Annotated in this window: 14 protein-coding genes; 6 read left to right on the top strand and 8 right to left on the bottom strand. The window is 44.7% G+C overall.

What is annotated here, in order from left to right; genetic code table 11:
• Window positions 1-6: 6 nt before the first annotated feature.
• On the bottom strand, window positions 7-1,134 hold the full coding sequence (locus tag RH45_RS08235; protein ID WP_039958380.1) for an efflux RND transporter periplasmic adaptor subunit: 1,128 nt from the start codon (window positions 1,132-1,134) through the stop codon (window positions 7-9).
• 97 nt (window positions 1,135-1,231) lie between these two features.
• Window positions 1,232-1,792 (bottom strand): GNAT family N-acetyltransferase, encoded by a 561-nt coding sequence (locus RH45_RS08230; RefSeq protein WP_008075985.1) that lies wholly within the window; start codon window positions 1,790-1,792, stop codon window positions 1,232-1,234.
• Window positions 1,793-2,007: 215 nt separating this feature from the next.
• Here RH45_RS08230 and RH45_RS08225 point away from each other — a divergent pair, with 215 nt between their 5' ends.
• Window positions 2,008-3,135 carry an acyl-CoA desaturase gene (locus RH45_RS08225; protein WP_008075984.1) on the top strand — a complete coding sequence of 376 codons (1,128 nt, stop codon included), beginning with the start codon at window positions 2,008-2,010 and terminating at the stop codon, window positions 3,133-3,135.
• A gap of 43 nt (window positions 3,136-3,178) precedes the next feature.
• On the opposite strand, the gene RH45_RS08220 is transcribed toward RH45_RS08225, so the two are convergent.
• The 4 genes from RH45_RS08220 to RH45_RS23825 form a co-directional block, all read right to left on the bottom strand.
• The gene (locus tag RH45_RS08220) at window positions 3,179-3,718 is read right to left on the bottom strand and encodes a GNAT family N-acetyltransferase (RefSeq protein WP_008075982.1); all 540 of its coding nucleotides are present in this window, start codon (window positions 3,716-3,718) and stop codon (window positions 3,179-3,181) included.
• Window positions 3,719-3,731: 13 nt separating this feature from the next.
• Window positions 3,732-4,991, bottom strand: a complete 1,260-nt coding sequence (locus RH45_RS08215; protein ID WP_008075980.1) for a DEAD/DEAH box helicase — start codon at window positions 4,989-4,991, stop codon at window positions 3,732-3,734.
• 35 nt (window positions 4,992-5,026) lie between these two features.
• On the bottom strand, window positions 5,027-5,599 hold the full coding sequence (locus RH45_RS08210; RefSeq protein WP_039958378.1) for an acyl carrier protein phosphodiesterase: 573 nt from the start codon (window positions 5,597-5,599) through the stop codon (window positions 5,027-5,029).
• A gap of 114 nt (window positions 5,600-5,713) precedes the next feature.
• Window positions 5,714-5,836: a hypothetical protein gene (locus RH45_RS23825; protein WP_008075976.1), complete on the bottom strand. Its 123-nt coding sequence runs from the start codon at window positions 5,834-5,836 to the stop codon at window positions 5,714-5,716.
• 343 nt (window positions 5,837-6,179) lie between these two features.
• On the opposite strand from RH45_RS23825, the gene RH45_RS08205 reads away from it, so the two are divergent.
• From RH45_RS08205 to RH45_RS08195, 3 genes are all read left to right on the top strand, one after another.
• Window positions 6,180-7,382, top strand: a complete 1,203-nt coding sequence (locus RH45_RS08205; RefSeq protein WP_008075975.1) for an aromatic amino acid transport family protein — start codon at window positions 6,180-6,182, stop codon at window positions 7,380-7,382.
• Between the two features lie 150 nt (window positions 7,383-7,532).
• Entirely contained in the window at window positions 7,533-8,669 is a 1,137-nt protein-coding gene (msrB, locus tag RH45_RS08200; RefSeq protein ID WP_008075973.1) for a peptide-methionine (R)-S-oxide reductase MsrB, read from the top strand.
• A gap of 135 nt (window positions 8,670-8,804) precedes the next feature.
• The gene (locus RH45_RS08195; RefSeq protein WP_008075971.1) at window positions 8,805-9,542 is read left to right on the top strand and encodes a MipA/OmpV family protein; all 738 of its coding nucleotides are present in this window, start codon (window positions 8,805-8,807) and stop codon (window positions 9,540-9,542) included.
• Window positions 9,543-9,569: 27 nt separating this feature from the next.
• Here the strand turns inward: RH45_RS08195 and dbpA are convergent, their stop codons facing one another.
• Both dbpA and folE read right to left on the bottom strand, forming a co-directional pair.
• A complete protein-coding gene (dbpA, locus tag RH45_RS08190) occupies window positions 9,570-10,946 on the bottom strand; it encodes an ATP-dependent RNA helicase DbpA (RefSeq protein WP_008075970.1) in 1,377 nt (458 codons plus the stop codon).
• Between the two features lie 109 nt (window positions 10,947-11,055).
• Complete coding sequence (gene folE, locus RH45_RS08185) at window positions 11,056-11,709, bottom strand: GTP cyclohydrolase I FolE (RefSeq protein WP_008075967.1); 654 nt, start codon at window positions 11,707-11,709, stop codon at window positions 11,056-11,058.
• A 163-nt stretch (window positions 11,710-11,872) separates the two neighbouring features.
• Here folE and moeA point away from each other — a divergent pair, with 163 nt between their 5' ends.
• Both moeA and moeB read left to right on the top strand, forming a co-directional pair.
• Entirely contained in the window at window positions 11,873-13,108 is a 1,236-nt protein-coding gene (moeA, locus tag RH45_RS08180; RefSeq protein ID WP_008075965.1) for a molybdopterin molybdotransferase MoeA, read from the top strand.
• Between the two features lie 9 nt (window positions 13,109-13,117).
• Window positions 13,118-13,867 carry a molybdopterin-synthase adenylyltransferase MoeB gene (moeB, locus tag RH45_RS08175; RefSeq protein ID WP_008075961.1) on the top strand — a complete coding sequence of 250 codons (750 nt, stop codon included), beginning with the start codon at window positions 13,118-13,120 and terminating at the stop codon, window positions 13,865-13,867.
• The last annotated feature ends 6 nt before the right edge of the window (window positions 13,868-13,873 follow it).

Below are 13,873 nucleotides of genomic sequence, written 5' to 3'. Positions count from 1 at the left end.
GCTCCTTTATTCAGCCGTAGGCTGAGTTTGATCTATACGAACAGGTACGCCATTACGCACTCTTTGGAGTCCTTGTGTAATCACACTGTCTTTTGCCGAAATGCCATGGGTAATAATGATGCCCTGCTCAATTTGGCGCCCCAAAGTCACATTGCGGCGCTCAGCAACACTGCCCTCCGTGACTACCATGACGAAATCGCCTTCTAAGTCCGTCTGGACCGAACGGCGTGGCACAACTAAAACGTCTTTCGCTTGTTTTTCTTTCAGCTCTACTCGAATGTGCTGGCCTGGCAGTAGACGGTAATTTGGGTTCGCCACTTCGGCTCTCATCGCCATGGTTCCCGTCTCTAAATTGATCCGGTTTCCTAAGTAATCAAGTTTACCCAAATGGTCGTAGTACTGGCCGTTCTCAAGCACGACTTGCACCTCGACTTGAGTCGATTCGTCGCTGCCGTTGCCTTGAACTTTGTCCATTCCCATTTCAAGGCGCTCTCGCTCACTAATGCTAAAGCCCGTATGAACGGGGTCTAGGCTGACCAATGTGGTTAAGATTCCAGACTGAGGTGACAACAAGTCTCCCGTGCTGACCTTGCTTTGCGCAATTCGTCCGGCAAACGGAGCACGAATTTCGGTGTAAGACAGATTAACTTGTGCCAAATGAAGCTGTGCTTTAGCCGCTTCTACTTGAGCGGTGGCACCGAGAAGCGTGGCGTTTAAGTTATCAAACTCTGATTGTGAGATGCTGCCCTTCGGTAATAAGTTTTTACCACGCTCAAAATCGAGATGGGCTTTCTTTTGTGCCGCATTCGCTTGTGCAAGGGCGGCTTTCGCGCTCGCGACTTGAGCTTTGAACGAGGAAGGTTCAATAGTAAACAAAAGGTCTCCTTTATCGACCATTTGCCCCTCTTCAAAATGACGTTGTTGGAGGTAGCCAGTGACTTGTGCCGTGATATTGGTGTCTTCGACCGCTTCAACACGACCAATGTAAGATTTGCTGGCTTGATGTGGAACTGATAGAACCGTTTCCGCGACCACTAGTGGCGCTGGCATTTGGTTTTGTCCTTTGTTTTGGTCTCCACATCCTGATAGAAAAAGTGCACTCGCTAGTGCAGATATAACAAAAGTTTTTTTCATGAATAGACCGTTAGGTAATAGAAACAGGCAATATAAAATTACCTAACGGAGTATGGTTATATGTCCGAAGATTATCAGGACAAGGAGGTTAAGTGTTTCAGTTTGTTACTAAATCGCTCTTACTGTGACTGGCGATGTTCTTTAGCATAATTGCCGGTGATTTCCAGCTGTATACCAACTCTGGAACCTGATTACCGCAAGGTGCATTCCAGATCCTTTCCAATGTGTTTTCACCACCAATGTGGTCATAGAATTCAATAGCCTGTTGGTTACCCTTCATCACCTCTAGGTACACACCGCTGTCTGGGAAAAACTGTTCTACCCATTTCGCCATTTCTTCAATGAGTTTCGCACCTAACCCTTTTCCTCTGTACGCATGATCGATATGAAGAGCGTCAATCATAGTGCCTTTTTCGAAGTCATGATTACCGAATGCACAAATAAAACCGCAGAGTAAGCCACCTTCTTCAATAAGAATGACGTGCTGGTTAAAAGGAGGGTTGATTAAGCGGGTCTGCCAAACAGCCATACGCTCTTCGAGAACTTCACTTTCAAGGTATTCGCGTCCAAGAATCCCTTGATAAAATTGCTTCCAACTCTGTGCGTGCAGCGAAGCGATACGTTCGTAATCGCTATATTCAGCTACTTTTAATTCCATTTATAGTTCCTTATTACTTCCTGTAAGGATTGTTTATCTATTCATACTATAAAACATTTAACCAAAAGCCAATAACTCTAAAACAATCGAGCATTGTTAATTTGAGTATTTACTCATTATTACAACTTTTAGGTCACTAAACCGCACAGATACGTTTGACTTACACGTGTACGCTGATATTCTAGCGCACAACTGTTAGCTGAAAGGAAATCATCATGTCAACTGAGAGCAAGCCTCCATTGATTTGGCTGAATATCATCATTTTTCTCTCCTCATTTATTACTGCCGTTGTCATCGTGCCTTGGTTTGGTCTCGAATATGGCTACGGCTTGGAACACTTAATCTGGTTCCTCGTCGCTTTCTCTTTTTGTAACCTATCGATCACGGCGGGATACCATCGTTTGTGGTCGCATAAAACCTACGAAGCCCATTGGTCATTACGCGTTATTTTTGCCATAGGCGGAGCTTTTGCATTACAAAATAGTGCTCTACATTGGAGCTCGGATCACCGAATTCATCACAAGCATGTGGATAACAATGACAAAGACCCTTATTCCGCAAAACGTGGATTCTGGTTCTCTCACATCGGTTGGATGTTACGTGAGTACAACGCAAATACTTATAGCGATTACAGCAACTGTCGTGACTTGCAAAAAGATAACGTCGTCATGTGGCAGCATAAGTATTATGTCCCCCTAGCCATTGCGACCAACTTCGGTATCCCTATTTTGCTCGGTGCGATCTATGGTGACATCTGGGGTATGTTGTTGGTAGTTGGTGTGTTACGTCTGGTATTGAGTCATCATTCAACCTTCTTCATCAATTCTCTCGCACATATTTGGGGCAGCCAGCCTTACACCGATAAAAATACTGCTCGTGATAATGGCGTTCTCGCTGTGTTTACGTTTGGTGAGGGTTACCATAATTATCACCATATCTTTGAGAACGACTACCGTAATGGTATTCATTGGTGGCAATACGATCCGACTAAATGGCTGATCAAGAGCTGTTCTTGGCTGGGCTTAACGCGCAAGCTACGCGTCACGCCAAAAATTAAGATCGAGAAGGCCAAAGCGAAGATGAGCCGAGATGTTGCGGTACGCAAAATTGATACCCTACCCAATGCTTCGCAGCTTAAAGAGTCGTTAAATAAAGAGTTTGAGCAACTTATTGTCAAAATGAGTGACTATTACGACGTAAAAAAACAGATGCTTGAATCGCGTAAAAGCAGCTTAAATGAAAAGTACGAAAGTTCTCTTCTCAAGTTACGCTACCAGCAACTGAAGAAAGAACTGATTGCCCAGCGTCGCAATTGGGCGATGCAAGTTGCTAGATATGCTTAGTGGTATCACTTAGAGGTAAAAAAGGGAGCAAACGCTCCCTTTTTCATGTCTTTTTTAATTGGCAGGTGTATTCAATGCAGTGTATTGGTTCACCACGAAGAATCGCGTAATCCTCTACCACGCGCACTTTGACAAAACCATTGGCAAGCAGGACTTTTTGCGAAGCCGGATTGTTCTCATCCACATAGGCAAAAACGCGTTTGATTCCCTTTTCTGCCATCGCTATTAACCCTTTACCTAAGGCGGTTTTAGCGACGCCGCGCGACAAATACGCTTTGCCAACGCGATAACCAACATGCGCTGTTCTTTTTGTTAGATCAACATTAGTAAAGTTAAGTCTGCCCATAATATCGCCGTTCGCGTTGCAAATGAGCAGTGGCAGTAATTGGTGACATTTGTATTCCAGCAAAAAGTGCTGAATGTGGTCGATAACCCCATCTAACGAGTAAAACTCACTCTCTCTAGGTGGGATAAACTCTTCAAACCACTTTTGGTTACCTAATTCAAATTCCAACAGTTGCTGCGCGGATTCAAGCGCAAGCAGCTTTAAGCAAATGTCAGCAATGTCCCTATCACCTGTCATGCTTCGCTCCTAACTAACGCTTTTTGCCACGATTAGCGTGAATTTTCAGTTTTGCTTTCATTTTGCGCTTTTCAGAAGAACGGCTCTTCTTACGCGGTGTGCGCTCAGGTGTTACGTCTTCAACCAGACTAGGTTCAAAGCCTTGCAACCACTCTTGAGGTAGTCTCGTGTCCAACAGTCGCTCGATCGCTTCCAATAGGTAGTGCTCATCTTGGCTCATCAAAGAAACGGCAAACCCTTCTTTACCTGCGCGACCCGTTCTACCAATACGGTGAACATAGTCTTCGGCTTTATATGGCATATCGAAGTTGACGACTTGCTCTAATTGGTTGATATCAAGACCGCGTGCTGCAACATCTGTCGCGATCAGAGCTCTAACTTTACCCGATTTAAAGTCATCGAGCGCTTTTTGTCGTGCTCCTTGGCTTTTATCACCGTTAATCGAAGCGGCTTTAATGCCATCCAGTTTTAGCTCTTTAGCTAGTGCATCACTACCTTGCTTAGTTTTTGTAAACACAAGAACTTGCTGCCAGTTTCGTGAGCCAATTAGGTAAGCAAGTAACTCGGCTTTACGCTTTTTATCGACCGGATAAACCATCTGTTTAACGGTTTCCGCCGTACTGTTAGAAGGTGAAACTTGAATTTCGATCGGATCTTTTTGCAACTTATATGCGATGTTCTTTATTCGCTTATCAAAGGTCGCTGAGAAAAATAGCGTTTGTCTCTCTGGATTAAAACGTTTCAGTATTCGTTGAATATCTGGCATAAATCCCATATCCAACATACGATCCGCTTCATCAAGTACGAGGTATTCCGTTTTCGCCAAGCTGACGTTTTTACAGAACATATGGTCAATCAAGCGCCCAGGGGTGACAATCAGAATGTCACACCCTTGGTGTAGGTTGCGCGTTTGCACGTTGATGCTTGTGCCGCCATACGCCGTTACGATTTTAAGGGGGGTACTTTCAGCGTACTGCACGAGGTTGTCATACACTTGTTGAGCGAGCTCCCGCGTAGGAACAAGAACCAAGGCTCTAACGTCATTCCCCTGCGGATCTCGCACCGATTCAGACTGAATGAGCTGCTGAATAATTGGTAAACCGAAAGCCGCCGTTTTACCGGTACCGGTTTGCGCGCCCGCGAGCACATCCTTGCCCAGCAATATATGTGGAATTGATTGCTGTTGTACTTGTGTTGGAGTAGTGAAACCAAGTGTATTAAGCGTAGTTAGCAAGGGTTGGCTCAACCCAAGTGATTCAAATTCAGTCGACATTCATGATACCTTTAAATGCAAGGCCGCCGATTCTATCAGAATCTTTTGCTAGCGTTTAGTACCTCTGGATAGAAGCGAGCAAATACTTCTGTTAACTCATCGTAGTGGCGATTTAAATACGGAATGCATTGGTTGAGCTTTTCCATTCTTGGCGAACGTTGCGACATTCTCTGCAATGCAAACTCGATATTGTCCATGTCTTGATATGACTCCAGCCATTTCCCTTGCCACATCAACGCGTTTACGCGCTCAAATCTTGCCGGTAGCGATATTTTTGGCTGGTTCACTTGCTGCTGAGCATATTGACAAAAGTTCTCTAGGCTATCTCTATGATAGTTTTGCCAGTGGCGTGCTAAGCAATGATCCCAGAACATATCCAAGGCAATGCCGGAGAAACGACGATGCCCGTCTGTAAAGAGTGCCCGAGATTCCTGAACGAATGAATGTGAATCGGTAAAAGAATCAACAAAACGATGTAACTTAATTCCTTGTGCAATGTCATCATCGTACTGTTCGTGAGGGTTGCCCTTCACAAAATCTCCTAGAAGATTTCCAAGTAAACTTGACTGGCAATGTTGCGCGATGTGTAGGTGAGCAAGGAAATTCAAATCGACTCTACTTTCGTTATCTTCTTCTGTGGATTTTGTTTGTTAATAAAAGCACAAAGCCAGCGCTAATGCACTGGCTCTTTCTGGTTAACTGCGCACAAGGCGCGATGAAGATTACTTAGTGAAGATTTCTTCTGCTAGTTCTTCAATGGACTGCTCGTAGTCAGACAGTTCAATGCCAATTTCCATAGCATCTAGCAGTTCAAGGCATTCTTCATTTAACGTTTGGTCACTCATATTTGACCTCCTTTGATAAACAATTTTATAGACTCGTCGACAAGTCGTATCTTGTATATGCAGTCTATTGTCCCTTTTTAAATCACTTATATGACAGTTTTGTGAAAGAACAAAGCAAAATCTCACTTAGGTATGACGGCCGTCCCATGTAATCGTTTGCTCTCGAATCTCAAAATGATCTGTAAATTTAAGTGTACATTAATGGTAATTAATATGTACATACCGCTTGAAAACGTCATAAAAGTTTTACACAATGCGATTCATGCAGGGTTTAATGTCAAATGCTGAGCAATTACTAGACATTCATTCCCACAAACCTCATCAAGCGTAAAGAAAAGTAAACATGAACAAATCGAAGATTTTTGGTAGTACTTTGATCATAGCGGGAACCACTATTGGTGCAGGTATGCTCGCTTTACCTCTCGCATCTGCAGGGCTGGGGTTTACAACCTCCCTGACGATTATGCTCGCACTTTGGGCTTTAATGGCCTATACCGCATTATTGATGGTTGAGATTCATCAACACGCCGACAAAGAAGCAACACTTCACACGCTTGCTAAGCAATTTCTTGGTACTAAAGGTAAATGGGTGGCGAGCTTCGCGATGATGTTCTTGTTCTATGCGCTTTGTGCTGCTTACATCGCCGGTGGTGGAGCACAGTTTGCTGAGCGTATCACTGGTTTTACTGGAGTAACGGTATCCTCTACTGCTGCAACCGTTCTTTTTACCGTTATTGTGGCAACGGTAGTGACGATCGGTACTGGCACGGTAGATAAAGTTAACCGCGTATTATTTTTAACAAAGATTGTGGTGATGGCTTTAGTGCTGACCTTTTTGGCACCCAACGTTACGGAATCATACTTACTGAGTATGCCCGTTGAGCAAGGTCTTGTTGTCGCAGCTATTCCGGTCATTTTCACATCGTTTGGCTTTCACGGTAGCATCCCTGCGATCGTCAATTACCTCGATGGTCATACGCCATCTTTACGTAAAGCCATTGTTATCGGTTCCGCTATCCCATTGATCGTGTACATTTTCTGGCAAGTGGTGACTTTGGGCGTGGTTAACCAAAGTACGCTTTTGGATAACCAAGGTCTTAGCGCATTGATCAATACATTGGCAACAACCGTTCATCAGTCTAACCTTGGGCAGACCATCGGCGTATTTGCCGATCTGGCACTGTTAACCTCGTTCCTGGGTGTTAGCCTAGGTCTATTCGAGTTCCTTGGTGACAGTTTAAGTAAAGGTGGTAAGCCCTACTCTCGCGTTGCTACTGGCTTAATCACGTTTGTTCCACCTATGGGATTCGCTCTGTTCTACCCTCAAGGCTTTATCATGGCACTTGGTTACGCAGCGATAGCGTTGGTTATTCTCGCGATTTTCTTGCCGATAATGATGGTACGCAAAGTACGAGTGCAAGCTCAAGAACACCATTATCAGGTAATTGGTGGAAACTCCGGTCTGATTGTTGGTACGATTGTTGGCGTGGTCATAGTATCCGCACAGGTACTTATCACGGTGGGAGTACTTCCTTCATTGGGCTAAGCGATCTCACAAACTTTAAAAGCGACTCTATGTAGTCGCTTTTTTTGATCCTACTAGACTAAAAGTACGAAAAAACCAACAAAGGCTGTAATTTTTTGCTCTGTGACCCGTTCTTATAAATCGATAACGAAAACAATCGATGAGGTTGATATGAAAGTGAAGTTTAAGTTTGTTTTACCTACTCTTGCTATTGCGGCGGCGGTTGCCTCCTTTTTTGGTACCGCGGAAAGCAATATGTCTCATACAAACACTTCAAAAGGATTCGAAGTTGCAACCCTCGCTGGCGGTTGCTTTTGGTGTACGGAATCAGATTTGGAAAAACTGCCCGGCGTGCTTGATGTCGTGTCAGGCTATTCTGGTGGAGAGCTAGAGAATCCGACTTATAAGCAAGTCTCGTCGGGCAAGTCTGGGCACATAGAGGTTATTGAAGTTAAGTATGACCCTAAAGCGGTAAGCTATGAACAGGTACTGGATCAGTTTTTCCGCCACATCGACCCGACGGACAACAAAGGCTCGTTTGTCGATAGAGGTCCACAGTATCGTCCTGCTGTGTTCTATCACACAGCTGAGCAAAAGCAAATTGCTCAAAACTTCATGATGGAGATCGACGAGTTAGGCATATTTAAAAAGCCTCTTAAAACCGAATTGATTGCCTTTGATAAGTTTTGGCCTGCGGAAGATTATCATCAGGACTACTACAAGCGTAACAAGATTCGCTACAACTATTACCGCTACGCGTCAGGTCGAGATCAGTACCTTGATGATATCTTCGGTGAATCTCGTAATGACGACCCGAAAACCCTTCGTCAATTGATTGATGAGAAAAAAGCTGTCGCTAATATTAAGCCGTACTCAAAGCCGTCGAAAGGTGAGATCAAATCGAAACTGACAGAAATGCAATATTACGTGACTCAAGAAGAAGGGACAGAACGTGCCTTCAAAAACGAGTACTGGGACAACAAACAAGACGGCATTTACGTTGATATCGTTTCGGGCGAACCTCTATTCAGTTCAACCGATAAGTACAAATCTGGTACAGGTTGGCCAAGCTTTACCAAACCTATTAACTCAGGTTACATTGTCACAAAAACTGACTACCATCTTGTTTATCCAAGAACAGAAGTTCGCAGTCGATTTGCCGATTCTCACCTAGGACACGTTTTTAAAGACGGCCCGGCACCAACGGGTCTGCGCTACTGTATGAACTCTGCTGCGATGCGATTTATTCCTAAAGCGGACTTAGAAAAAGAAGGTTACGGCGAGTATTTATACCTATTCGACAGTTAATCCATCCAACTTGTCGACCTTTAGGCCAACTCAATTGAGTTGGCCTTTTTATTCTCTTTTCCAATTTCTTGTTCGTTTCCTGCAATAAAAGTACTCCCTAGCCGTTCTGATAGAGAAGGATAAAAGGAGAAACCTATGAAACTCATGAAACATTCGATGCTTATTGGCTCTTTAGCGATCAGTGTCTCTTCAAGTGTAATGGCACAAGAACAATACTATGACTTTGGTTTCATCGGCGGAAGCGCAACTTACGGCCAGTCGGTCTTTTCAGATGAAGACGGAGCAGGAATATCCGCCGAGCCTAATCTGTTTTACAACGGGAAATATGGATTCGTCGATGGCAGCCTCGTGAATGTCGCCGTAATGCCCTACTTTGGCATCAGCGGAAACTGGCGATTTGCCACTGTTTCTGATGATTTTGATGATATTCCGTCGGGCATAGAAAACCGCGACGGGAATGGAGAGCTTGGCGTAACACTCGGTACAGTGGGCGCACGGTTAACTTATCTTCAAGACGTCACCAGCGAGCACAAAGGTTATGAGATCCAGCTGCATTTAGGGCGTACACTCGATCTACCGTTAAATAACGTTACCCTCACCCCCTACTTAGAAATTGATTACCGCGATAAAAAGTTCTCCGACCATCTTTATTCCATTTCATCGACGGAAGCCGTCGCATCTGGGCTGGATGAATTTAATGCAGATAGTAGCTGGGTCTACCAAGCAGGACTCATCGGCATATACAGTTTCACACCAGATTGGCTTGGATTGGCTAAGTTAGAACTTGAGCACCATGATAGTGACAGTCCGTTAGTACAAAGAGACTTAGGGTGGTTGGCAAGTATTGGTGTTACTTACAAATTTACCAATTAAAAAAGGAGCCGAAAGGCTCCTTTTCAATTACTTCATCACGCGCGCTTTAAAATTGCGTCCTTTCATTTTGCCGGTTTGCAGTTGCTTGAGTGCTTTCTTAACCACATCATGTTCTACCGCAACGTAAGACACCATTGCAAGAATGTTAATTTTGCCAATTTTCTTGCCATCAATTCCCGCTTGTTTGGTTAACGCACCTAATATGTCACCCGCACGTACTTTTTGCTTTTTGCCGCCGAGGATCTGAATGGTCTGCATTTTCGGATAGAACGGTCGCTCTACTGGCTTTTCAGGTAGCGGCGACGCATTGAAATCGAGCGCCATGTAATCTTCGATACGCTCAACTCTATAGTGTTCTTTTTCGCTATAGAAGCTAAACGCAATTCCTTTAGACCCAGCACGCCCAGTACGACCAATGCGATGAACATGCACTTCCGGGTCGCGTGACAATTCAAAGTTAAACACAGCATCTAAGTTGTCAACGTCTAGACCGCGCGCGGCAACATCTGTTGCAACCAGTATCGAGACACTTTTGTTGGCAAACATAGTAAGAGCTTGCTCTCTTTCACGCTGCTCCATATCGCCGTGCAGCTCGACAACGCTAAAACCGCGATGGTTAAGTTCATCGGTAACGTTCTGTACTTCCTTTTTGGTATTACAAAACACGACGGAAGATTCAGGTTTATGCACCAATAACAAAGTCTCTAACGCATTGTCTTTCTCTTCACTGCCTTCTAATGCGTAAAAACGTTGTTCAATCGTCGTTGTTTCATGCGTTGACTCAACCTTAACCATTTCAGGCTCAGACATTACTTTTTCCGCTAAGGTTTTAATGTTAGCTGGGAAAGTTGCACTGAACAGAAGCGACTGCCGCTGAGTTGGTGCCGCAGAAATAATGGCGTCAATGGCATCTTCAAATCCCATATCCAGCATACGGTCTGCTTCATCTAAAACGAGCGTATTTAATTCGTCAAGATTGATTCTGCCTTTTGAAAGGTGGTCGAGAATACGGCCCGGCGTACCCACTAAGATATGTGCACCGTGTTCCAGTGAGCCAATTTGCGGCCCCATTGGCATCCCGCCACATAAGGTCAGCACTTTGATGTTGTGAATACCGCGCGCTAGCGTACGTATTTCTTTGGCGACTTGGTCTGCCAATTCACGTGTTGGGCAAAGTACCAATGACTGCACGCGAAAACGCTTAACATTAAGGTTACTCAGTACACCAAGTGAAAAAGTCGCTGTTTTGCCCGACCCGGTTTTACCCTGGCCAATGACATCCTTACCGGCCAAAACCAAAGGCAAGGCTTGTTGTTGGATTGGCGTCATTTCGCTATAGCCCAGAGAGGCCACTGTCTCGAGTAATTCTGGTCGCAATGAAAGTGTTTTAAATGATTGAGTCACTGTTTTACCTTGTTAGTTTCGCGCAATTTACAGTGTGAATAGCGCGAGAAAAATAAAAACCGCTTCGTGTTAGAAGCGGTTTCTTGTATCTGGGTTTCCTAGCCTTAGTCTAGCGAATTCCGTGCAGAAACTCATGCCTTGTGGCTGGGTTGCTCTTAAAAATACCGCCGAGAGCGGTAGTCGTCGTTTCGCTGGTCGCATCCATTACTCCGCGAGATTTAACGCAGTAATGAGTCGCATCGATTGTCACTGCAACATCATCTGACTCAAGCAGCGTTTGCAACGCGACTAAAATCTGCTGCGTCATGCGCTCTTGAACTTGAGGACGTTGGGCAAAGAATCGAACGATTCGATTGATCTTAGACAAACCAATAATTTTACCACGCGGAATGTAAGCCACTGCTGCTCTACCATCAATCGTCACCAAATGGTGCTCACAAGTGCTGGTTACGGTGATGTCCTTAACGCGAACCATCTCACTTACGTCCATTTTGTTCTCGATGACCGTAATTTTAGGGAAGTTCGAGTAATCGAGTCCTGAGAAGATTTCATCGACATACATCTTTGCAATACGATGAGGTGTTTCTTCTAAGCTATCGTCGGTAAGGTCAAGCTCAAGGAGAGTTAGGATTTCGCGCATATGATGCTGAATCTTCTCTTTTTTCTCTTCTCGACTGAACTGATTAGGCACCATAGGTGTTTCTAATCCTCGGCGTTCTAGCGCATCTTTTACCAACTTCGCGGATTCGCTAAGACCTGACATTCCAATTCCTCTTATTTACCCCTTTAGGATGGCTGACAAGGATACTCGGATTTTTGAATAATTACACCCATATTTTATTGGGGGTCATTATTGCCATTGTTATTTATGTGGTAAAGTGTCTGCCAATAAGCGCTTAAAAATAATAAAAGATTAGGATCTCGATATGGGCTGTTGTGACGCTCCTGGCTTGATGCCAATTGAAGACGCGATGGATAAAATGCTATCGCCGATTAAACCTATCCAAACGACTTTACAACTACCACTGGCAGACGCTATTGGTTATGTACTTGCTGAAGATATCCTCTCACCTATTTTTGTCCCTCCTTTCGATAATTCAGCAATGGATGGATACGCAATTCGCCTTTCTGACTTAGCCACGAATAATGTCATGCCACTTGCAGGTAAATCATTCGCAGGTCAACCTTTTGAAGGTGATTGGCCAAAGGGGCAATGTGTTCGCATTATGACTGGTGCTAAGATCCCAGATGGTTGTGACGCCGTGATCATGCAAGAAAACACCGAAGTCACCGAAAGCGGGATTCAGTTCAATCAAACGGATGTCAAAGCGCAGAACAATATCCGACCGACTGGCGACGACATTAAACAAGGTGATGTGGTTCTTCCTTCAGGCGCTCGCTTAACGTCTCGCGACATTCCAATGATAGCTACCTTGGGGATTAGTCATGTCACCGTGGTTCGTAAACCGCGTGTCGCCTTCTTCTCAACCGGTGATGAACTCAAACCGTTAGGCGAACCATTGGCTGAAGGCCAAATCTACGACAGTAACCGCTATGGCATTAAACCATTGATTGAGAACTTTGGTTGTGAAGCTATCGATCTCGGGATCATTCCTGATTGTCCAGATCAGTTAAAAGCGACATTTGAACAAGCGCAAACCCTTGCAGACGTGGTAGTGACTTCAGGTGGTGTGAGTGTTGGAGAAGCCGATTACACCAAAGACATACTGGAAGAGCTTGGACAAATCGGATTTTGGAAACTGGCCATTAAGCCCGGTAAACCTTTCGCGTTCGGTAAGTTGTCTACCGCTTGGTTCTGTGGCTTACCTGGCAACCCTGTGTCGGCGGTTCTTACCATGTATGTACTTGTGCAGCCTTTGCTGGCTAAGCTTGCGGGTCATACAGAATGGAAAGCGCCGGAATCGATTCCTGCCATAACCAAAAGTGGCTTTAAGAAAGCGCCTGGACGTACAGACTATCAACGCGGTATCTATTCGATTGAAGACGGTAAGTTCGTTGTTGAAACGACAGGAAACCAAAGTTCTGGCGCATTTCGTTCAATGAGTCTCGCTAACTGTTTTGTTGTTCTGGAACGTGAACGTGGCCGTGTTGAAGCGGGTGAAACGGTTAATATTCAGCTATTCAACCCTACCCTTTACTAGGAGCGAAGTTTGGATATTCTTTCCGATCAAGAGATGCTTCGATACAACCGTCAAATCATCCTTAAACAGTTTGATTTTGATGGCCAAGAAGCGCTCAAACAGAGCTCAATTTTGGTATTGGGAGCCGGAGGCCTTGGCTGTGCCTCCACACAATATCTAGCCACAGCAGGTGTGGGTAAACTGACCTTAATAGACGACGATATCGTTGAGCTGTCTAATCTTCAGCGTCAAGTTCTACACCATGATTCAGATGTCGGCACAAAGAAAGTGATTTCCGCCGCGGAGTCTCTCAGGCTGCTGAACCCGAACATTGAGGTCGCAACGGTAGATCGCAGGTTGGATGATAGCGAACTTAGCGCATTGATAGCGCAACACACCTTAGTGCTCGACGCCTCTGACAATGTAGAGACTCGAAACCAGCTAAACCGATTGTGTTACGGCAGTAAAACTCCGCTAGTTTCTGGTGCCGCAATACGAATGGAAGGCCAAGTCAGTGTGTTCACATATCAAGACGAACAAGCCCCTTGCTATGAATGTTTAAGCGCTCTTTTTGGTTCAGCCGCATTAAGTTGTGTTGAGGCCGGAGTTATGGCACCTATTGTCGGCATTATTGGCGCAGTGCAAGCTATGGAAGCCATTAAAGTTATCGCTCATTACGGACAACCTAAACAAGGTAAAATCCTGATGCTAGACGCGATTACTATGTCTTGGCGCGAAATGAACTTAATGAAAATGCCAAATTGCCCGGTATGTAGTTAAATGAAA

Source organism: Vibrio sinaloensis DSM 21326, assembly GCF_000189275.1.
Lineage (GTDB): Bacteria > Pseudomonadota > Gammaproteobacteria > Enterobacterales > Vibrionaceae > Vibrio > Vibrio sinaloensis.
Note: the sequence above shows the minus strand (reverse complement) of the source record. Positions and strands in the feature narration are given on the sequence as shown.

Bases quoted from the DNA above. Each gene is read 5' to 3' on its own strand.
- RH45_RS08235 (WP_039958380.1), bottom strand. From the start codon at position 1,134: ATGAAAAAAACTTTTGTTATATCTGCACTAGCGAGTGCACTTTTTCTA.
- RH45_RS08230 (WP_008075985.1), bottom strand. From the start codon at position 1,792: ATGGAATTAAAAGTAGCTGAATATAGCGATTACGAACGTATCGCTTCG.
- RH45_RS08225 (WP_008075984.1), top strand. From the start codon at position 2,008: ATGTCAACTGAGAGCAAGCCTCCATTGATTTGGCTGAATATCATCATT.
- RH45_RS08220 (WP_008075982.1), bottom strand. From the start codon at position 3,718: ATGACAGGTGATAGGGACATTGCTGACATTTGCTTAAAGCTGCTTGCG.
- RH45_RS08215 (WP_008075980.1), bottom strand. From the start codon at position 4,991: ATGTCGACTGAATTTGAATCACTTGGGTTGAGCCAACCCTTGCTAACT.
- RH45_RS23825 (WP_008075976.1), bottom strand. From the start codon at position 5,836: ATGAGTGACCAAACGTTAAATGAAGAATGCCTTGAACTGCTAGATGCT.
- RH45_RS08205 (WP_008075975.1), top strand. From the start codon at position 6,180: ATGAACAAATCGAAGATTTTTGGTAGTACTTTGATCATAGCGGGAACC.
- msrB (WP_008075973.1), top strand. From the start codon at position 7,533: ATGAAAGTGAAGTTTAAGTTTGTTTTACCTACTCTTGCTATTGCGGCG.
- RH45_RS08195 (WP_008075971.1), top strand. From the start codon at position 8,805: ATGAAACTCATGAAACATTCGATGCTTATTGGCTCTTTAGCGATCAGT.
- folE (WP_008075967.1), bottom strand. From the start codon at position 11,709: ATGTCAGGTCTTAGCGAATCCGCGAAGTTGGTAAAAGATGCGCTAGAA.
- moeA (WP_008075965.1), top strand. From the start codon at position 11,873: ATGGGCTGTTGTGACGCTCCTGGCTTGATGCCAATTGAAGACGCGATG.